The organism is Nostoc sp. DedSLP04 (assembly GCF_034530775.1).
Lineage (GTDB): Bacteria > Cyanobacteriota > Cyanobacteriia > Cyanobacteriales > Nostocaceae > Nostoc.
Genome location: NZ_JAVRCL010000010.1, coordinates 1 through 19,211, shown reverse-complemented (window position 1 = coordinate 19,211; position 19,211 = coordinate 1). Strand labels below are relative to the sequence as shown.

Annotated in this window: 21 protein-coding genes and 1 pseudogene; 11 read left to right on the top strand and 11 right to left on the bottom strand. The window is 41.5% G+C overall.

The genetic code is table 11. From position 1 onward, the window contains the following. Positions 1 to 115: 115 nt before the first annotated feature. The 7 genes from RMX89_RS08225 to RMX89_RS08195 all read right to left on the bottom strand — a co-directional run bounded on the left by RMX89_RS08225 (position 116) and on the right by RMX89_RS08195 (position 4,015). On the bottom strand, positions 116 to 643 hold the full coding sequence (locus RMX89_RS08225; protein ID WP_322670949.1) for a protein jag: 528 nt from the start codon (positions 641 to 643) through the stop codon (positions 116 to 118). Next, entirely contained in the window at positions 640 to 1,791 is a 1,152-nt protein-coding gene (yidC, locus tag RMX89_RS08220; RefSeq protein WP_322670948.1) for a membrane protein insertase YidC, read from the bottom strand. The genes RMX89_RS08225 and yidC overlap by 4 nt, the downstream gene beginning before the upstream one ends. Before the next feature lie 235 nt (positions 1,792 to 2,026). Then, the gene (locus tag RMX89_RS08215) at positions 2,027 to 2,419 is read right to left on the bottom strand and encodes a PH domain-containing protein (RefSeq protein ID WP_322688581.1); all 393 of its coding nucleotides are present in this window, start codon (positions 2,417 to 2,419) and stop codon (positions 2,027 to 2,029) included. Next, entirely contained in the window at positions 2,406 to 2,828 is a 423-nt protein-coding gene (gene rnpA / locus RMX89_RS08210; protein WP_322670946.1) for a ribonuclease P protein component, read from the bottom strand. The genes RMX89_RS08215 and rnpA overlap by 14 nt, the downstream gene beginning before the upstream one ends. Before the next feature lie 26 nt (positions 2,829 to 2,854). Further along, positions 2,855 to 2,989 (bottom strand): 50S ribosomal protein L34, encoded by a 135-nt coding sequence (gene rpmH, locus RMX89_RS08205; RefSeq protein WP_099102484.1) that lies wholly within the window; start codon positions 2,987 to 2,989, stop codon positions 2,855 to 2,857. 106 nt (positions 2,990 to 3,095) lie between these two features. After that, entirely contained in the window at positions 3,096 to 3,608 is a 513-nt protein-coding gene (locus RMX89_RS08200) for a DUF2808 domain-containing protein (protein WP_322670945.1), read from the bottom strand. 230 nt (positions 3,609 to 3,838) lie between these two features. Further along, positions 3,839 to 4,015: a hypothetical protein gene (locus RMX89_RS08195; RefSeq protein ID WP_322688580.1), complete on the bottom strand. Its 177-nt coding sequence runs from the start codon at positions 4,013 to 4,015 to the stop codon at positions 3,839 to 3,841. Between the two features lie 409 nt (positions 4,016 to 4,424). On the opposite strand from RMX89_RS08195, the gene RMX89_RS08190 reads away from it, so the two are divergent. The 5 genes and pseudogenes from RMX89_RS08190 (at position 4,425) to RMX89_RS08170 (ending at position 9,106) form a co-directional block, all read left to right on the top strand. Then, positions 4,425 to 5,600, top strand: coding sequence for a Re/Si-specific NAD(P)(+) transhydrogenase subunit alpha (locus tag RMX89_RS08190; protein WP_322683004.1), 1,176 nt, complete (start codon positions 4,425 to 4,427; stop codon positions 5,598 to 5,600). A 106-nt stretch (positions 5,601 to 5,706) separates the two neighbouring features. Then, complete coding sequence (locus RMX89_RS08185) at positions 5,707 to 6,000, top strand: NAD(P) transhydrogenase subunit alpha (protein ID WP_138499926.1); 294 nt, start codon at positions 5,707 to 5,709, stop codon at positions 5,998 to 6,000. After that, positions 5,997 to 7,403, top strand: coding sequence for an NAD(P)(+) transhydrogenase (Re/Si-specific) subunit beta (locus RMX89_RS08180; protein ID WP_322688579.1), 1,407 nt, complete (start codon positions 5,997 to 5,999; stop codon positions 7,401 to 7,403). The genes RMX89_RS08185 and RMX89_RS08180 overlap by 4 nt, the downstream gene beginning before the upstream one ends. 289 nt (positions 7,404 to 7,692) lie before the next feature. After that, positions 7,693 to 8,770: pseudogene (locus tag RMX89_RS08175) on the top strand (IS630 family transposase). A 45-nt stretch (positions 8,771 to 8,815) separates the two neighbouring features. Then, the gene (locus RMX89_RS08170; RefSeq protein ID WP_322688578.1) at positions 8,816 to 9,106 is read left to right on the top strand and encodes a hypothetical protein; all 291 of its coding nucleotides are present in this window, start codon (positions 8,816 to 8,818) and stop codon (positions 9,104 to 9,106) included. 87 nt (positions 9,107 to 9,193) lie between these two features. On the opposite strand, the gene RMX89_RS08165 is transcribed toward RMX89_RS08170, so the two are convergent. Beyond that, on the bottom strand, positions 9,194 to 9,421 hold the full coding sequence (locus RMX89_RS08165) for a hypothetical protein (RefSeq protein ID WP_322688577.1): 228 nt from the start codon (positions 9,419 to 9,421) through the stop codon (positions 9,194 to 9,196). A gap of 50 nt (positions 9,422 to 9,471) precedes the next feature. Between RMX89_RS08165 and RMX89_RS08160 the strand changes: the two genes are divergently transcribed. Both RMX89_RS08160 and RMX89_RS08155 read left to right on the top strand, forming a co-directional pair. Further along, entirely contained in the window at positions 9,472 to 10,371 is a 900-nt protein-coding gene (locus RMX89_RS08160) for a DUF4351 domain-containing protein (protein WP_322688576.1), read from the top strand. A 3-nt stretch (positions 10,372 to 10,374) separates the two neighbouring features. Next, positions 10,375 to 10,512 (top strand): hypothetical protein, encoded by a 138-nt coding sequence (locus RMX89_RS08155; RefSeq protein ID WP_322682999.1) that lies wholly within the window; start codon positions 10,375 to 10,377, stop codon positions 10,510 to 10,512. A 37-nt stretch (positions 10,513 to 10,549) separates the two neighbouring features. Here the strand turns inward: RMX89_RS08155 and RMX89_RS08150 are convergent, their stop codons facing one another. From RMX89_RS08150 to petN, 3 genes are all read right to left on the bottom strand, one after another. Continuing rightward, the gene (locus tag RMX89_RS08150) at positions 10,550 to 13,702 is read right to left on the bottom strand and encodes a GAF domain-containing protein (protein WP_322688575.1); all 3,153 of its coding nucleotides are present in this window, start codon (positions 13,700 to 13,702) and stop codon (positions 10,550 to 10,552) included. A 152-nt stretch (positions 13,703 to 13,854) separates the two neighbouring features. Next, positions 13,855 to 14,016, bottom strand: a complete 162-nt coding sequence (locus RMX89_RS08145) for a hypothetical protein (RefSeq protein WP_322688574.1) — start codon at positions 14,014 to 14,016, stop codon at positions 13,855 to 13,857. A 7-nt stretch (positions 14,017 to 14,023) separates the two neighbouring features. Continuing rightward, entirely contained in the window at positions 14,024 to 14,113 is a 90-nt protein-coding gene (gene petN, locus RMX89_RS08140) for a cytochrome b6-f complex subunit PetN (RefSeq protein WP_017322509.1), read from the bottom strand. 279 nt (positions 14,114 to 14,392) lie between these two features. Here petN and RMX89_RS08135 point away from each other — a divergent pair, with 279 nt between their 5' ends. The 4 genes from RMX89_RS08135 (at position 14,393) to RMX89_RS08120 (ending at position 18,883) form a co-directional block, all read left to right on the top strand. Then, a complete protein-coding gene (locus RMX89_RS08135) occupies positions 14,393 to 16,279 on the top strand; it encodes an ATP-binding protein (protein WP_322688573.1) in 1,887 nt (628 codons plus the stop codon). 30 nt (positions 16,280 to 16,309) lie between these two features. Then, a complete protein-coding gene (locus RMX89_RS08130; RefSeq protein ID WP_322682996.1) occupies positions 16,310 to 17,572 on the top strand; it encodes a sensor histidine kinase in 1,263 nt (420 codons plus the stop codon). Between the two features lie 125 nt (positions 17,573 to 17,697). Further along, positions 17,698 to 18,132 (top strand): hypothetical protein, encoded by a 435-nt coding sequence (locus RMX89_RS08125; RefSeq protein ID WP_322688652.1) that lies wholly within the window; start codon positions 17,698 to 17,700, stop codon positions 18,130 to 18,132. 178 nt (positions 18,133 to 18,310) lie between these two features. Further along, a complete protein-coding gene (locus tag RMX89_RS08120; RefSeq protein WP_322688572.1) occupies positions 18,311 to 18,883 on the top strand; it encodes a 3'-5' exonuclease in 573 nt (190 codons plus the stop codon). Positions 18,884 to 19,211: the final 328 nt, after the last annotated feature.

Sequence of the window (19,211 nt, the reverse complement as noted above, 5' to 3'; positions counted from 1 at the left end):
ACTGAATCTTTATTTTATCCCTTAACAAAAAGAGAAATTTTGAAATTATATATGGTTATGAGTTTTCAATTAACTCCAAACTCCTGTACAGACGCGATTAATCGCGTCTCTACTCCTAACTCCTAACTCCTTCCAACGAAGCGGGACAAACAACCAGATGGCGATGTGGCTCTTTACCGCGACTGAAGGTTTCTAAATCTCCAAATTCCTTTAAGAAGGTATGAACTTGACGCCGTTCAGCAGAACTAAGAGATTTGATTTCCACTTCTCTACCAGAAAAGCGCACTTCATCGGCTGCTGCTTCTGCTAATGCGCGAATTTCGGCTTCTCTTTTGACTCGGTAGCCATTTAACTCAATAGTGAAAGAGGCTTGTTCCTCCGGCGGTTGGCTGAGGTTTAGAACCGAATTTGCTAGATACTGAATCGCATCTAACACAGAACCATCAGCACCAATTAACACCTGGATTTGTTCTGATGTCAAATTGGTTTGGTCAATAGTCAACCAGTAGTTATCTGGTTCTGGAGAATCGCCGTCTTGAGATTGGGCAGTTTCTAAATGACCCTGAATCTCAGCAGGTATTCCAGTGAGTTCCAGCAGGGTTTTTAACCATTGCTGACCTCTCTGCATTGGAATGTCGCTCATGATCCCCCTGCCGCCTTTTTCTTAGGACTTTTTGGTTCAAACGGTAATGCTTTCTGTTCTGTGACTGCTGCTTCTTTTTCCTGGGTTTCTACAATTTTTTGTAGTTCCTCCGGTAGAGGTTCGCGGGAGAGAAGATAAGTTTGGGCGGTTTGGAAAATATTACCAATCACCATATACATCAGCACCCCAGCTGGTAGGGGGAAGAACAAGAACATCCCAGAAAAGATGACGGGGGTGATTTTGTTAACTGTATCCTGCTGCGGATTGCCACCGCTGGAATTTTGCCCGGAAAGCATTTGGCTAACATAAAGGCTGATTCCAAAAAAGACGATCATGGCGACGATATCCCAGTGGATTGTGCCATCTGGATCTTGTGCGCCAACCCTACCTAAAGCGTCAATAAATAGAAAGCCTTTTTCTGCTGCTAATCCAGGAATTGTTCCTTGAATAGTAACTTCTCCTGGTTGCAAGGCTTCTACATTGCCTTGGGCATCAATTTTTATCCTATCTTCACCTTTGGTAACTTTCCAATCAGGAACCAGCTTATTTTCTGGGTGTTCTGCTAAGAGTACCTGAAATGGTTTACCTGCAACAGTCTGATACTGTATCTTGGTTTGTTCTCCTACTGCTAGTTTGTTTCCGCTAGGAATAATAGCAGCTACTTTAACGTGTTCCCCATCTGCAATGTAAATATTTTGAGGAGCAGTAGCAAAGGCTTGTGGTTGAATTTGTTCGATTTGTTCTGCGGGAAGAATTTGCAGGTTAACACTGTAGTTCGCACTTGCAAAAGGCGAACCCCGCAAGGTAGCAAACAGCGCTAACAAAACTGGCATTTGCACTAGTAATGGAAAACAGCCTGCCAAAGGGTTGCCAAATTCTTTTTGGACATTAACCATTTCCTCCTGCTGCTTTTGCGGTTCATCCTTATAGCGCTCTTTAATTTCTGCCATCCGCTTCTGCATCAGAGGTTGTACAATTCGCATCTTCCGCATATTGCGAATTGAGCCAGCACTCAGGGGATAGAGCGCGAAGCGGACTATCAAGGTCAAAGCAACGATCGCTAATCCGTAACTAGGCACAATACCATAGAAGAAATCTATGATTGGCAGCATCACGTTGTTCGAGAGAAAGCCGATACCAAAATCCATTATTCTGAATTCAACCTGAGGTACTGTAAACTGAATCTAATTTATCTAAATCATGAATTGTCGGCGACTATCTCTCGCTACGGATAGCCGCACATTATAAATGGGGCATTGGGCATGGGGCTTTGGGCATTGGGCATTGGGCATTGGGCATTGGGCATTGGTTCTTATCCCCCTGCTCCCTTGCTCCCCTGCTCCCCTGCTCCCCTGCTCCCCTGCTCCCCTGCTCCCCTGCTCATCACTTGTTAGCAGGAGCGCTAAATTCGGGATTTTTCGCAGCAATTCTTTCGTTAATGTAGTCATAGACTTCCCGAAACTTGGGAATTGCACGCAATTCGAGACGACTACCGTTTTTTAGGGTGATTGCCATATCTCCCCAGAAGCCAATGCCACGGGGAACTTTGACGATTTTGACAATTTCTGAGTAAATTACGTCAGTGCGATCGCGTCCCTGCCAACCTCCGGTAACAGTAATTCGGCGATCGGTGATGCGGAAACGCAGCCACAATGCCCTGACAATTGCCCCGACTGCTAATGGTAGCCCGACAATGGTTAGCCCAATCAGCAGGTTGACAATTAAATCCCCAACATGGGGGCCACCTTCATAATAAACATCTTCACGAATTCCCATCGAACACCTCAGCTTGTGCCAACAACTGCTCTAATTCTTGCAGAAATTGTGGGCTTACGCACTTAGATTCTGCTGCTGTGGGTTTGACAATGAATACTAGCCGCCATCCTGGTGATAATTTTGGCAGCAAGTTGTATAAAGCAGCAGTAATTTGCCGTTTGATTCGGTTGCGAACCACTGCCCTTTTGCTGACTTTTGTGCTAATTGAAATACCAATCCGCGTGCTAGCAAGGAGCTTTGAGTCAGTTGCTTGTGTAGTCTGGGTGGCAGTGTCCAAAGAAGGTTTCGTTGAATATAAGGGCTTTAAGGCTCTCAATGTTAAATAAGAGCCATGACGCCGAATTCCTTCTCGGAAAACTGCCTGGAAATCCTTGCGGGATTTTAACCGATTTGTTTTGGGCAAAGCCACAGATGCTCTTTATCGCTCGATCTGTCCTAAACACTCAGACGGTGACGGCCCTTTTTTCTTCTGGCGCTAATCACGTTTCTGCCGTCTGGTGTCCGCATCCTGGCGCGAAAACCAGAGGTTCTTTTTCTCTTACGGCTAGTACCGCCCAGTGTTCTTTTCATACTCTTCTCCTCTTAAGTGATTTTTATAAAAACTCACAATCTCTAATTGTATCACTTTGTTAGGAAATTGGGAATCATCGATTGGTTATATCCCTACTCCCTATTCTTAAGTAATACTCAAAATCCATGTTCCCATATAGCGCAGTAGTGGTACATCGCCAGGGGAAAGCACTTGACAGTTAAAATAGTAAACTCCACCGAAGGATGGGTTTTTCACGTTAGATAACACCACTTCGACTGGGCTACCTGCTGGTACTGGATCTTGAGGAAAAATATTGATCAGTTTACCTTCTTTGTCCCATTTCACCTCAGAAAGCGGAACTGCTTTGCCCTTGACTCGGACTTCAATTTTTTTCTGGTCAAAAGTTCCTTTGTAATAATCAGGGTAGGTAATGGCAAATTGACCAACTGCCAATTTCATTCTTTTAGCTGGAATCTTTAGTATGTATCGATCCCAACCATTAGCTTGTCCGCCAAAATCTAATCGGAAGGGTAGCTGATTTTCTTGTTTGACGCCGCTAAACAGCGTAAATCCAGGTAAGCTTTGCGCCCAAGTCAAGGCTGGTAATCCAGTAACCAAAAAGCTAGTCACGGCTAAAGCAGAAAGTAAACGTCGCATAATCGGGCTTCCTCTACGAAAATATAAATCTGCGCTCTAAAAATAACTGTGTGTTAGTATTCTTTACTAAACTTTACTACTGGCTTCTCGACAATGGACGTTTAATTTCCAAAAAAAGTGCCATCCTGCCTGATGTTTAGGCAACAGTAAAATTACTTAGTATTAAAACAAACGTATATTAAATTTACTTCATTACCCTTATGTAGCCATGATTTGATGGCTAAATTGGGTCAAATTGGAACTAGATATAAACACAGTTGGGGGTTGGATTGTGTTTCTAAATATGTATAAGTGTATCTAAATTTGAGAATTTTGTTATAAAAATTGAGGTGTGCCATCAGCGATCGCCAGTTAAGTTGGGCTAAATTGATTAAAATAAGTTGGATTGGAATCGAAGTTGTAATCATTAAAATTTGATTGGGAAATTATCAAGCTTTCAAAATTCGGTCAATATTACTCTATAAGAAAGGAATACCAAAATTTCTCAATCCCGAAAACAACCTAAAGATAAAGATGCAAAATTTGGGAATCAATTTAGGATGTGCAATACATAACCCTGTTTGCAAATATCTGAAAATATGACATCTGCGAGCGGCAAAGCAAAAAGTCCGATTGGAGGGAACCTCCGCTCAGAACTTTACAAAAAAATGAGGCTTTGTCTAGAGAGCAAAGAGTGGGAGAGGAAAGATTCAAGGTTCAATCTACAAGTAAAATTCATGGCTGATGTTCCTGCCTAAGTACTATGAGTGCGGGACACCCATCATCTGGACAATCGCTTACTTGGCAGAGATTAGGTATTTATCTTCAGGAGATTTCATGAGAATAGCAGTTGCTAAAGAAATTGAAGTTTGTGAACGTCGTGTGGCATTAATTCCTGACACCGTTGCCCGATTGGTAAAACAAGGTTTGGAAGTTTGGGTAGAAGCGGGTGCAGGAGAACGCTCATTTTTTGGCGATCCTGACTATGAAGCAGCAGGAGCCACAATAATCAGCGATACTGCCAAATTATGGGGTGAAACAGATATTCTGCTGAAAGTAAGTCCACCGCAAGAACGAGAAGATGGACGCTCAGAAGTTGATTTGTTAAAGGAAGGGGCTGTATTAGTCAGTTTCCTCAATCCCTTGGGAAATCCTGTTGTGGCGCAGCAACTAGCAAATCGGAAAGTCACAGCTTTGAGTATGGAGATGATCCCCCGTACCACCAGGGCGCAAAGTATGGATGCTTTGTCCTCGCAAGCTTCATTAGCCGGTTACAAAGCAGTATTAATTGCCGCCGCAGCCTTACCGAAATACTTTCCGATGTTAACCACAGCCGCAGGCACGATCGCTCCAGCGAAAGTATTTATTATGGGCGCTGGTGTAGCCGGATTGCAAGCGATCGCCACCGCTAGACGTTTGGGAGCAGTAGTAGAAGCCTTTGATATTCGTCCCGCCGTCAAAGAAGAAGTGCAAAGCTTAGGGGCAAAATTCGTTGAAGTCAAATTAGACGAAGAAACCGTCGCTGCTGGCGGTTATGCCAAGGAAATTTCTGAAGCTAGCAAACAACGTACCCAAGAAGTTGTCGCCGAACACATTAAGAATTCTGATGTAGTGATTACTACAGCCCAAGTACCTGGAAGACAAGCACCACGGCTAGTTACAGAAGAAATGGTGGCACAAATGAAACCAGGTTCAGTAATTGTGGATTTGGCTGCTGAACAAGGTGGTAACTGCGCCTGTACCGAACCCGGCAAAGATATTGTATGGAACGGTGTAACAATTATCGGCCCCATCAATCTCCCATCATCGATGCCAATTCACGCCAGCCAATTGTATGCCAAGAACGTAACCTCGTTGATTCAACTGCTAATTAACAAAGAGAAAGCTTTGCAGGTGGACTTTGGCGACGACATCGTTGATGCAGCTTGCGTTACCCACGCAGGTGAAATTCGCAATCAACGAGTGCGGGATGCACTACAAGCATCGAATACTCAGCAACCGGCGGTTAATTAAGGAGATGAGGGAGGAGGGGAAGTAAGGGGAGATAAGGGAGAAGAAACAATGCCCAATGCCCCATGCCCAATGCCCAATTCCCATTTACACAAGGAGTTTTGATTTCATGACAGAGGCATTACTTGCTGCTTTGTTTGTATTTGTATTGGCATCTTTTATCGGCTTTGAAGTTATCAACAAAATCCCACCGACTTTACACACGCCCCTAATGTCAGGCTCAAACGCGATTTCTGGCATTTCGGTACTTGGGGCAATAGTGGCTTCAGGTGCTAGAGAAACAACTGTGTCAGTAATTCTCGGTTTAATTGCCGTAGTACTAGCTACAGTCAACGTTGTAGGTGGCTTTCTAGTCACAGATAGAATGCTGCAAATGTTCAAGAAGAAGGAGATTAAGGCGTGAGCGACTTTTTACCAACTGGCATTCAGCTGACATATTTAGTCGCTGCATCCTTATTCATTTTTGGTTTGAAAAAGCTGGGTTCACCAGCTACAGCGCGAAACGGTAATGTGATTGCATCTGTGGGAATGCTGCTGGCAATTGTGGCGACAATGCTAGATCAGCATGTGTTGAACTACGAGATGATATTGTTGGGCTTGGCGATTGGATCGGGAATTGGGGCGATCGTTGCCTACAAAGTCCAAATGACGGAAATGCCCCAAATGGTGGGTTTACTCAACGGTTTAGGTGGTGCGGCTTCTGCATTAGTCGCCGTTGCCGAATTCTGGCGATTATTGGATTCTGGCGCACCCGTACCCCTAGATGTGAACATTTCCATGCTATTGGACGTGTTAATCGGTGGCGTTACCTTCACAGGTAGTTTCTTAGCCTTTGCCAAATTGCAAGGTTTAATTAGCGGTTCTCCGATTACATTTCCTTTCCAGCAACCATTTAACCTCTTACTGCTGGGTGCTTATTTGGTAGGCAGTGCCTATTTAATCATCACACCAGATAGCTTACCCATATTCTTGGGAGTGGTAGCTGTTTCCTTAGTGCTGGGTGTGATGTTCGTCATCCCCATTGGTGGCGGCGATATGCCGGTGGTAATTTCGCTGTTGAACTCCTTGTCAGGTGTAGCGGCGGCGGCGGCTGGTTTCGTGGTGATGAACAATATGTTAATCATCGCTGGGGCTTTGGTAGGAGCATCTGGCTTAATCCTTACCGAAATTATGTGTAAGGCGATGAACCGCTCTCTCTTCAGTGTGCTGTTCAGCGCTTTTGGTACAGGATCTACTTCTGGCGGTGGTGCTGCTGGTGGTGGTGCAACCGATCAAACTGTCCGCAGTATCGATCCCGAAGAAGGGGCTATGATGTTGGGTTATGCCCGTTCTGTGGTAATTGTGCCTGGTTATGGTATGGCAGTTGCACAAGCGCAACATAGCGTCCGGGAATTATCCGATCAGTTAGAAAAAATGGGCGTTGATGTCAAGTATGCCATTCACCCTGTTGCTGGGAGAATGCCGGGGCACATGAATGTGTTACTTGCAGAGGCAAATGTGGCTTATACCCAGTTGTACGACATGGATGATATTAATCCCCAGTTTGAACAAGCGGATGTGGCTTTGGTAATTGGGGCAAATGATGTGGTAAATCCAGCAGCGCGAAGTGATGTAAATAGCCCGATTTATGGTATGCCGATTTTGGAAGTAGATCGGGCGAAGCAGACGATTGTGATTAAGCGCGGGATGAGTACGGGTTTTGCCGGTGTAGATAATGAGTTGTTCTACAAGGATAAAACGACGATGCTTTTTGGTAGTGCGAAGGATATGGTGGCGAAGTTGGTTTCGGAAGTGAAGCAACTTTAACGAACCGCAGAGAGAGGCGCGAAGGAAGAATTTAGAGAGTTAGCTTGCCTTGGGGGTGTGATATTCCCAAGGCAAATTTTTTAATCATAAAAATATTATCTAAGTGAATATTCCATAAAACTTCGGTTTGATTAATGAAAAGTTTTTTAGATAAAAGCTTTACTTAACAAAGATTTTAGTCTAAGTATGCTTTCAAAAATAAAATAGGAGTTTTATATAGGAATCATATTTGATTTCTGAAAAAGACTACGAGATAATACGGAGGTGTATATCTGTCTAACAGCGAACAATGATAAACCAGCATATACAATCCGCGATACCTTCGGTGAGCTTCGCTAACGCAGAACTACAAGAATTTATAGATCATCGCCCAGATGCGCGTGAGGTGAGGAAGGCTTTGGCAGTTAAACTGGTTTATCAAGGCTACAAGTATGAAGAAATTCAAACAATTTTAGATGTCTCACTTGGTTCGATAACAAGTTGGATCTTGCCTACAAGGAATATGGAATTTCAGGACTACGCCTAAATCATCAAGGCAGAAAGAGTTATCTGAGCGATGAACAGCGAGATAAAGTATTAAGTTGGCTGCAAACAAAGGATATTTGGGAACTGGGTGAACTGGAGTATAAATTAGCATTTGAATATGATGTGATCTACGAATCAAAACGAAGCTATTATGATTTATTTGACGCAGCAGGAATTAGTTGGAAGAAAACCACTGCCTTGAATCCAAAGGCGGACATTGAGGTTGTTGCAGCAAAAAAAAACAGATTGAATCATTGTTGGCAAGTAAGAGAGAGGAAATAGAATCAGGAAAACTAAGAGTATTATTAATAGATGAGTGTCATCTTCTATGGGGAGACTTAACCGGATACGTTTGGGGAAAAACTGATCGCGAAATTGCAGTGGAAGTTATTAACGAACGAGATAAACAGACATACTACGGGGCGGTTGACTATCTCAGTGGCAAGTTACTTCTGAAAGCTTACAATGCTGGTAATTCTGACAATACTATTGATTATCTACGCTATTTATTAGACCAGTCCCCAAACCAACGATTACTTCTTTTTTGGGATGGTGCTTCTTACCATCGTTCTCATGTCGTTCAAGGCTTTTTAGGTGAGTTAAATGAAGGTTTGCCACCAGAGCAATGGAAAATTCACTGCGTCCGTTTTGCTCCTAATTGCCCATCACAAAATCCAATTGAGGATATTTGGTTACAAGCTAAAACATGGGTGCGGCGTTTCTGTGCTTTGATTCCTTCCTTCTCTCGTATGAAGTGGATGTTTGAGTGGTTTATCCAACACACTACCTTTGATTTTACCACTCTTCAAATGTACGGAGCTTTTTCAGAAATCAAATATTAGTCCTATATTATATAATAAGTATCTTTATTAAATAAGGATGATTACATGACTTACAACAATTTTACTCGTTCCCTTTTCGGCGAAAAGATCAATCAAGAGCCATGTTCATTATTTGGCTCTCTCCCTATGAATTCATCACAACAATTGAAGCAAGAGACAGAACAAATAACTAAAGAGGAAGCAAGTAAAAGAGAAAAATGGTTGCGTCAATTTTTAGTAGAAGAAAAGAAAATAAGACAAAACCAAAACGATATTTTATTACAGCAAGATAGTTCTTCTACAAATCGTGCGTACTTAGCCGTAAAAGCTATTACAGGCAGAAGCACTTTCGGCTGATATTACTTCCTCTATGTCCTCTGCCCCTCTGCGGTTCATTAAAAAAGGTGATCGCCTGCAAAAAACTCCACCGTGCGATCGCCTCTTCTATTCTTCCTTGGCGTCTTGGCGGTTCGTTAAAAAAGCGTAGGCGAAGCCAGCCGTTGGCGAAGCCTCTCGTAGAGAAGGCATCGCCTGCAAAATCTCCATTGTGCGATCTCCCTCTCCTTCCTCTATGTTCTCTGCACCTCTGTGATTCGTTAAAAAGAGCGATCGCTCCCTTCTGACTCTGTGTTCTCTGCGCCTCTGCGGTTCGTTAAAAAGAGCGATCGCCAATCTCCACAATGCGTAGGCGATCGCCTATCAAAACATGATATAAATTTGACATGATAGACCACGATCGCTTATTTAAAGAACTATTAACAACCTTCTTCTGGGAGTTCATCGAGTTATTTTTTCCAGAGATAACAGCTTATCTGGAACGGGATACGATCTCTTTCATTGACAAAGAGGTATTTACCGATGTTACTGCTGGAGAAAAATATGAAACTGACTTAGTAATAAAAGCGCGATTTAGAGAGCAAGAATCGTTTTTTCTAATACATCTAGAACATCAAGCTTATTATCAAGAAGCTTTTGATTTGCGGATGTATCGCTACTTCGCTAGATTATATGAAAAATACGCCTTGCCAGTGTATCCTATCGCTTTGTTTTCTTACGATAGCCCCAAAAAAGCTGAAACAAATTTTCATCAAGTAGCATTTCCTCATAAAATTGTCTTGCAGTTCAACTATGATGTCATCCAGTTAAATCGCCTGAATTGGCGAGAATATCTGCAACAGCAAAATCCCGTAGCTAGTGCGCTCATGGCTAAAATGAACATAGCGCCAAAAGACAGGCCCAAAGTAAAATCTGAGTGTCTGCGCCTGTTAGCTACCTTGCAGTTAGATCCAGCGCGAATACAATTGATTTCCGGGTTTATTGATACTTATCTGCGACTAAATGCCCAAGAAGAAGAAATTTTCCAGACTGAAATTGCTCAATTTGAACCAACTCAACAGGAGGTAGTTATGCAAATCGTCACCAGTTGGATGGAGTCAGGGATACAACAAGGAGAGTTGAAAATAATCGAGCGTCAATTAACAAAGCGAATTGATGTAATTACTGCTGAATTACAAGAGCGGCTGCGCGGGTTATCGTTAACTCAGTTAGAGGATTTAGCGGAAGCGTTACTAGATTTTTCCACTGAAGCTGATTTAGTGGCTTGGTTGCAACAGCAGCAATAAGATATGTATTCCACAAGGGGAGCGATCGCTTTCTCCTTCCTCTCTGTCCTCTGCGCCTGGAGTGGTTCTTTAAAAAGAGCGATCGCCTGTAAAATCTTCAGCGTGCGATCGCCTTTTTTCTCCTTCCTGTGTGTCCTCTGACGTAGCCTCTCATAGAGAATGCATCGCCTATTTTTTCCTAAATAATTGTCCTTTTCATCGGAATTTGTATCCAGAACTCACAGCCATTAGCAGGTTCAGAAACACATTTGATATTACCGCCGTGTTTTTCCACAATAATTTGGTAACTAATAGATAACCCCAAACCAGTACCTTGTCCAGGTTGTTTGGTAGTAAAGAAAGGTTCAAAAATGCGCGATCGCACAATCTCTGGAATCCCACAACCATTGTCAGCAATCCAAATCAGAACAATATTCTCTTCTATAACTTCTGTACGTATCCAAATTTTAGGATTGTCAATTTTTTTGCCACTAATTGCTGAGTTTTCCAGTGCATCAATCGCGTTGTTGAGAATATTCATAAACACCTGATTCATCTGGGCTGCATAGCAGACTACTGGAGGCAATTCACCATATTGCTTAACTACCTCAATAGCAAAAGAATTAGTTTGTGGTTGCAGGCGATGTTGTAAAATTAGTAAAGTACTGTCGATACCTTCATGAAGGTCAACGGGCTTCATTCCTGATTCGTCAAGCCGAGAAAAACTTCGTAACGACAAGACTAATTGAGAGATCCGCTCTGCCCCTATCTTCATTGAAGTCAGAATTTTGGGCAAATCATCACTGATGAAATCTAAATCTAGTGCTGCTACTTGCTTTTGAATTTCTCCTGTTGCTTTAGAATACTGTTTCTGATAAAGGCGCAGTAATTTAAATAAATTTTCGGTATGTTCAGTAACATAAGTGATATTCCCATAAATGAAACTAATCGGGTTATTAATTTCATGTGCTACACCAGCAACTAACTGCCCCAAACCTGCCATTTTTTCACTTTGAATTAACTGGCTCTGAGTGTCCTGTAATTCTTTCAGAGTCTGGGTCAACTCTTCTTTTTGACATTGAGTTTGTTCTAGTAATTCCGCTTGCTGAAGTCCTACGCCTAACTGAGTACCAATTTGCATCAACAAATCTACTTCATCTTCTTGCCAATCACGGGGTTTGATATTTTGATAAGCTGCTAGCAATCCCCAAAGTTTCTCACCCTGAAAAATCGGCACAATCATATATGCCCTAGCCTCCATGAGTTCAATCAGCGCAATATAAGGAATAGAAGAATCATCGGTGCTGTAAACATCCTTAATAACAAGAGTTTTACCATTAGCAAAATCCCCGCCTTGGGTTTCTTGCAAGTAATTACTTGCATAGGCGTAGCCTGTCGTAGACATTGCAGGTACAATTTCCTTTACTGGTGTCCAACCTTCGGCTAAAGACTCAGCAACAAATTTCCCACTCCAATCAGTCCCGAATCGATAGATTGTCACTCGGTCAACTTCCAATAACCGTCGGACTTCTTCTGTACTGGTCGCAAAAATGGTGTCAATATCAAGAGAGTGGCGGATTTTCTCCACTGTTGCAGCTAAGGCCTTCTGTCTTTCGGCTGCTTTCCGTTCTCGTTCGGCGGCTTGAGCCAGTTTTTCGGCTTGCACCTGCATCTGTGTCAAGGATTCAGCTTGCTGTAATGCTACCCCCAATTGAACGCCAACTTGGGCTAGCAAGTTGATTTCTTCATCTTGCCAATAACGGGGCTGGGAGTTTTGATAAGCTACTAGCAATCCCCACAGCTTTTCACCCTGAGAAATTGGTACAAAAACTTCATTACGTGCATACTTACCCGCTTGTTTTCCTTGCACAAGAACGCGTTCTGTCACAGGCTGCGGCTTAACCATTGGTGTCCAGCCATCAACGATCGAATCAGCCACAAATTCGCCACTCCAATCAGGATAGAAGCGATAAATTGCGACTCGTTCCACTTCTAATAACCGACGAACTTCTTGAGTAGTGGTTTTAAATATGGCTTCAATTTCAAGAGACTGACGAATTTTTTCTACTGTGTGCGCTAACGCTCTTTGCCTTTCAGCAGCTTTGCTGATATCTGCTGCTTGAATCTGCATTTGTTGGATAAATTCCGCTTGCTGCAAAGCCACACCTAGTTGGGTGCCAACTTGGGTAAGCAAGTAAACCTCATCTTTTTGCCAATCACGGGTTTCAGCATTTTGGTATGCTGCTAGCAAGCCCCAGAGCTTTTGACCGTGGTAAATAGCAACGATCGCATAAGCTTTTGCTTGATATATCTCTAAAATTTTAATGTAGCAGTCACTAAAGCCTGAATTGTAAATATCATTACAAATTCGGTACACTTCACACTGAGTGAAGTTCCCACCCTCTGTATCTTGTAAATAGGTATCAGCGACTGGAGGTTTAGCTAAATCTTTGGCGCTACATTCGCTGACGTTATCTTTCAATTCCGGGCGTTGCGACTGTTGATCTATGAGGGAAACCCAACCCTCTGCCACTGATTCAAACACGAATTCACCACTCCAATCGGGATTGAACCGATAGATAGCGACGCGATCGGCATTTAGTAGCTGCCTAAGTTCTGCGGTGGTTGTGTGGAAAATGATTTCCAAATCTAAGGACTGGCGAATTTTCTCAATGGTGATAGCTATAGTTTTCTGCCATTGAGCCGCTTTTTCTCTAGCTTTTGCTTGTGCTAGTTCTGTTGATTGTAGTTTGACTTGTTCTAAGAAATCTGCTTGCTGTAAAGCAACTCCTAGATGTTCGGCAATTAATTGCACAAACTCAATTTCTGATGCTTCCCATTGTCGAGGATTACCACACTGATGAATACACAACAATCCCCATAAATCTTTACCTTTGATCAAGGGGGCAATTATACTGGCACGTACTTGGAATTTTTCTAAAATCTGGATATAGCAATCACTGGCATTTACTTGATAAATATCAGTTATTGCTCTAATTCGACCTTGCTGATAAAGTCCTGCGAACTCCTCACTAAAGCAGTGGTCGCGCAGTTTGGCTGCTAATGCCGAATTCCATTCGGTTGCCACATCTTCATAGATAAATTCTCCTTCCCATGCCAAATCAGGATAAAAACGAAACACGCCAACCCGATCGCTTTTCAGAAGTTGGCGGACTTCAGTGACTGTAATTTTGAAAATAGTTTCTATGTCTAGAGACTCCCGAATACGGGCAATAACTCCAGATAAGGCTTTTTGTTGCTCATTCTGACGCAAGGAGCATGTTACATCTGAATGAGATTCTTGCCGTTCTGAATTTGGTTGTATGGATTGAGTAGTAGAGGAGTTTTCCATTCCCAGTGGGACTTTAAATATTGAAAGTCTTCTATTTCATGATTCCCGTTGCGATCGCAAAGGTAACAGTTATTTCCTGGGAATGTCATAAAAACAATGTAGGGACGCGATTGTATCGCGTCCCTACAAAAAGATTTTCAATTACCAGAAAACTATCGCCGCTTGGGAGTGGTGCTGCGGGTGGTGCGTTTTTCTTCATCTCGACGACGGCGATCGCGCCAATCCGCCAGGGTTAAATAACCAATACCACCAGTGACTACTACGAGCAGCACTACAGCAAATAAAACCAAAATACTCAAGAATGGACTTTCCACAATGCCTCTATAGTCCGTTACGTCCCCACACTACCATTGCAATTGACCAAGTAAACACAACTAACAACGCTACCCAACCTAGTGTCAAAATCTCCATAGTCCCACTTTTCAAATAATTACAAAAGGTTTCTAATACTTATCATACAGGGATTGGGCAGGCTGAGATTTTTTTATCAATCAGATTGTAACTTTTGCGTGTGATCTTTACGACAGAGTACGTTTACACAAAAAAGACACCAACTTTTCTTGATACGTTAGTACTTAAAGCAACGATAAACACGAATGTAAAAAAGTAGCGATCGCGCTTTCTGACTTGATACTTTTGGGAATACTAGGGCTATGGGTATATATTTCCAATCCAGCAACCCCTAATATCATGCCGACATTTTTCAACTATCCTTTCCACTCCAACGGTTTTATACCTCATGGACATTGTTATCTTTGGCAAACTGGATTAGTCTGGCTGCACATTATTTCTGATGCCACGATCGCTCTAGCCTATTATTCTATTCCCTTCCTACTGATTTACTTTATTTCTAAGCGTAAAGACCTTCCTTTTAATGGCGTCTTTTTGTTATTTGGTGCTTTTATCATTGCTTGCGGTACTGGGCACTTAATGGATATTTGGACGCTTTGGCATCCAAATTATTGGGTTGCAGGTAGTTTAAAAGCTCTAACTGCCATTATTTCGATATATACGGCATTTGCGTTATTTTATCTCATGCCTCAAGCTCTAACACTACCTAGTCCAACCCAGTTAGAAGTTATCAATCGAGCGCTTTCAACTGAAATTGTCGAGCGCAAGCGCATCGAAAAAGAATTACGCCTTGCAGAAGAAGTTGCTCAAAACTCCAGCCAAGCCAAGAGTGAATTTCTCGCCAATATGAGTCATGAACTACGCACACCTCTTAACGGTATTTTGGGCTATACACAAATTCTTCAACGCACAGAATCTTTGAGTGAGAAAGGACGTAAAGGAGTCAGCATCATTTATCAATGTGGTTCTCATCTTTTAACCCTAATTAATGATGTTCTGGATCTCTCTAAAATAGAAGCCCGGAAACTAGAATTGTATCCTGTTGATTTCTACTTACCTGCCTTTATAGATAGCGTGACTGAAATTTCTCGCATCCGCGCAGAACAAAAGGTGATTGCATTTCACGTCCAACTCGATCCTAATTTACCAACGGGCATTCATACTGATGAAAAACGCTTGCGGCAAGTACTGATTAACTTGCTTAGTAACGCGATTAAATTTACTAATGAAGGTAGTGTCACCTTCAAAGTTAAGGTCATTGCTAAACAATCAAACACCAATGGAAAAACTAACTACAAAATTCGTTTTGAGGTAATAGATACTGGTGCGGGGATAATCCCTGAACAAGCGCAGAAAATCTTCCAACCCTTTGAACAAGTAGGAAATCAAAAACGACAATCTGAAGGTACAGGTTTGGGATTAGCAATCAGCCAAAACATTGTTTTGTTGATGGGTGGTCAGATTCAGGTACAAAGTGAATTTGGCAAAGGTAGTACTTTCTGGTTTGAGGCAGAATTTCCAGAATCTAAAGACTGGGCAAAGGTTTCTAGAGTGGTTGAGCAAGGAACTATTATTGGTTATCAAGGACAAAGCCGCACCATTTTGATTGCGGATGACAAATGGGAAAATCGATCGGTAATTGTAAATTTACTAGAACCAGTTGGGTTTACTGTTGTAGAAGCTAGTCAGGGTCAGGAAGGATGGGAAAAGGCTCTAGCCCACAAACCAGACTTGATTATTACTGACTTAGTGATGCCTATATTGAATGGATTTGAGTTGATCGATCGTTTACGTAAATCTGAGCAATTTAAAGAGATTGCTGTCATCGCTTCCTCAGCCAGTGTGTTTGCAGCCGACCAGTACAAGAGTATTGATGTAGGTGCAAATGCATTTCTACCAAAGCCTGTAGAAGCTGAAACGCTGCTGGAAATGCTACGACAGTTTTTGCAACTGGAATGGATTTTTGACGTAAAGGTAGATGAAATCAAAAAAACCAATATAGATGCTTTGGATCGACCAAATGAGATGATTTATCCTGCCAAAGAGGTTTTGCAAGATTTACTCGAACTGACAAAAGACGGTGATATTCAAAAAGTTTTGGAACTGGCCGAGGAACTTTCTAAATCTGACGAGCTTTTAAGCATTTTTGTCCAGCAAATCGTCCAGCTTGCTAGTAATTTCCAACTCAAACGTTTGGAAACTTTTATTCAAGAATATATCAATTAATTTGAGTTAAATTTCAATTTTTAATTAATCATGCTTAAAACCTCAGATACCGGATTTATTTTGATTGTGGATGATAATCCCACAAATTTATCTCTCCTGTGTGAAGCGCTTAATAGTGAGGGTTTTCGTTTTCGGGTTGCAGTCGATGGAGAAAGTGCGATCGCTCAAGTCGAACGCAATCAACCAGAATTGATTTTGCTGGACGTACAAATGCCTGGTATTGACGGATTTGAAACTTGTCGCCGCCTCAAAGCCAATCCTGTTACCCAAAACATTCCGATTATTTTCACTACTGCATTAGCGGATACAGAGAGCAAAACGAAGGGATTTTCCCTTGGCGCAGTTGACTATATCCCGAAACCATTTGCACAAGAAGAAGTGATTGCAAGAGTACGCGTACATTTACAACTCAAACAATTGACTGAATCTTTGGAACAACAAGTTAGCGATCGCACCAGGGCTTTGCAAAAAGCCCAAGTCCAATTAGTACAGCAAGAGAAACTATCAACACTCGGAGAGCTAATCGCTGGTATTGGCCATGAAATCAATAACCCGATCAACTTTATTTCCAGCAATATTCCACCCTTGCAAGAATATATTACAGCAGTAACCGAGTTGCTTCTACTATATGAACAAGAGTATCCAAATCCAACAGCCAAAATTACCAAAACTATTGAGAACTTGGATCTAAACTTTGTTCTCGAAGATATGGGAAAAATCTTGAACTCACTCCACATAGGAAGCGAACGAATTCGCAACCTTTCTAGTTCACTCCGCAGTTTCTGTCGCTCGGATAGCGATGCCAAAATATCTGCTGATTTACATCAAGGAATAGATAGTACCCTAATGATTTTGCAACACCGCCTCCATGCTAATAGCGATCGTCCCCGCATTGAAGTGATTAAAAATTATGGAGAATTACCACAGGTTAAGTGTTATCTAGGGCAGATGAATCAAGTGTTTATGAACATTCTCGCGAATGCAATTGATGCCCTTGATGAAGCTATAATGGAAGGCAAAATCAGCAATATAATTCCTCAGATTAAAATTATCACAGAAATAGATTCTCAACAATTGGTTATAATTCGGATTGCTGACAATGGGATTGGTATTCCTGAACGGCTGAAAAAACGCTTGTTTGAGCCGTTGTTTACGACAAAAACTGTTGGCAAAGGTACTGGACTTGGCTTGTCGATCGCATACCAAATTATTGTAGAAAAACACGAAGGTATATTAGAAGTAAATTCTCAACCTGGTATGGGAACCGAATTTATCATCAAAATTCCCACTTGAGAGCGGTATTTAATTAATGACAAAGCTGCTCAAGCATTTATCATACTGGAGAGTAAGGAAAAATTTCCCTAATACCTAATCCTTAACTTCTATATAGAGTGAACTCAATTTTAGATCCTCAATTAATGGCAGAACGCATAGAATCCCTCAAGGCTGGAATAGTTGGGGGATTCTCTGTGTGTTTGGCTTTTGCGATCGCTAACCTGTTGAATACTTTCATACTGGCAAAGTATTTTCAGACACTTGTATGTCTGCAAAGTGATGTTAACTGGCACTTGGTGGTGAGTGGTGCGATCGCAACTTTTACTGGTTTCCTATTTGGTGTCACCTACCGCTATATCATCCGCTCCGATCAAAATCCCCAACTCAAAGCTGGTGGCGTGTTAGCCTTTGGCTTGGTGCGCGGATTAACTCAGATAGAATTTGGGTGGAATTCCCACAGCGCAATTTGGCCTTTTTTGGTGTTGGCGGCAGAAAGTTTGTTATGGTTTGCGCTGGCTGCGATCGTTCTTGATATGGCTATTCAACTCCGTTGGGTTAAACCTTTTTCATCAATCTAAATTTCTGTAATCTTACAGCTACCTGTAAGCCTATACAGAAGGTTGTGGTTCAAATAAATGAAAAAAGCAAAGCTACTGTAAACATTACGTTTTTGTAGTATAATGTATGCAGTTACTACAAACTTTATAATTTTAAAATATAAGTATAAAAAGTTACTAATATTCTTCTCAATCTAATATGAATACTAGAATATCTCACTATTATCTGATAGTTGATTTGGAAGCTACATGCTGTAACAGTAAAACTATTCCACGTCACCAAATGGAAATCATTGAAATCGGTGCAGTGATGCTCAACCGAACAACGTGGGAAATTGATTCGGAGTTTCAGCAATTCATCCAACCTGTGAGACATCCGCAACTGACAAATTTTTGCACAGAATTGACTAGTATTCGCCAGCAATATGTTGACGAAGCGCCAAAATTTTTAGAAGCAATTTCTCGCTTCAAAGAATGGATTAATTTATTTCCTGACTATATTTTTTGTTCTTGGGGTAATTATGACAAAAAGCAATTTATTCAAGATTGCACGTTTCATAATTTCCCTTATCCTTTTACTTCAGAACACATAAATATCAAAGAGGAATTTTCGGAATATCTTGGCGTATCTAAAAAATTTGGCATGGCACAAGCTCTCAATGAGTTGGGGATAGAATTAAAAGGTACACATCATCGTGGCATTGATGATGCCCGCAACATTGCAGCTATTTACAGACAGATGAAAAACAAAAAAAATCAGATGAATAAATAATATAAAATTTGTAGTAGTGTTGCCTAGTTCAAATAGTGGATAAAATCTAGCTATTATGCTGTAAACAAGATGTTAGTACAGGCAAATGGGACTCCCATACATAATAAAGTTAGGAGTTGTATGAATAATTCTTATTCTTAATCCAAGAGATTTATTCTTTACAAGGTTTGAATGATAAGTTTAAAAAATAAAATTTTAGCTAGATTTATTTTTGCTTTAATTAACTGACAACTAAGGTAATATATATAATATTTGGCTTAATATAACTGCAAAATATAGCAACCGCCAAGGCGGTTAAGCCATAAACTGGAAGTAGACCTTGATGAAA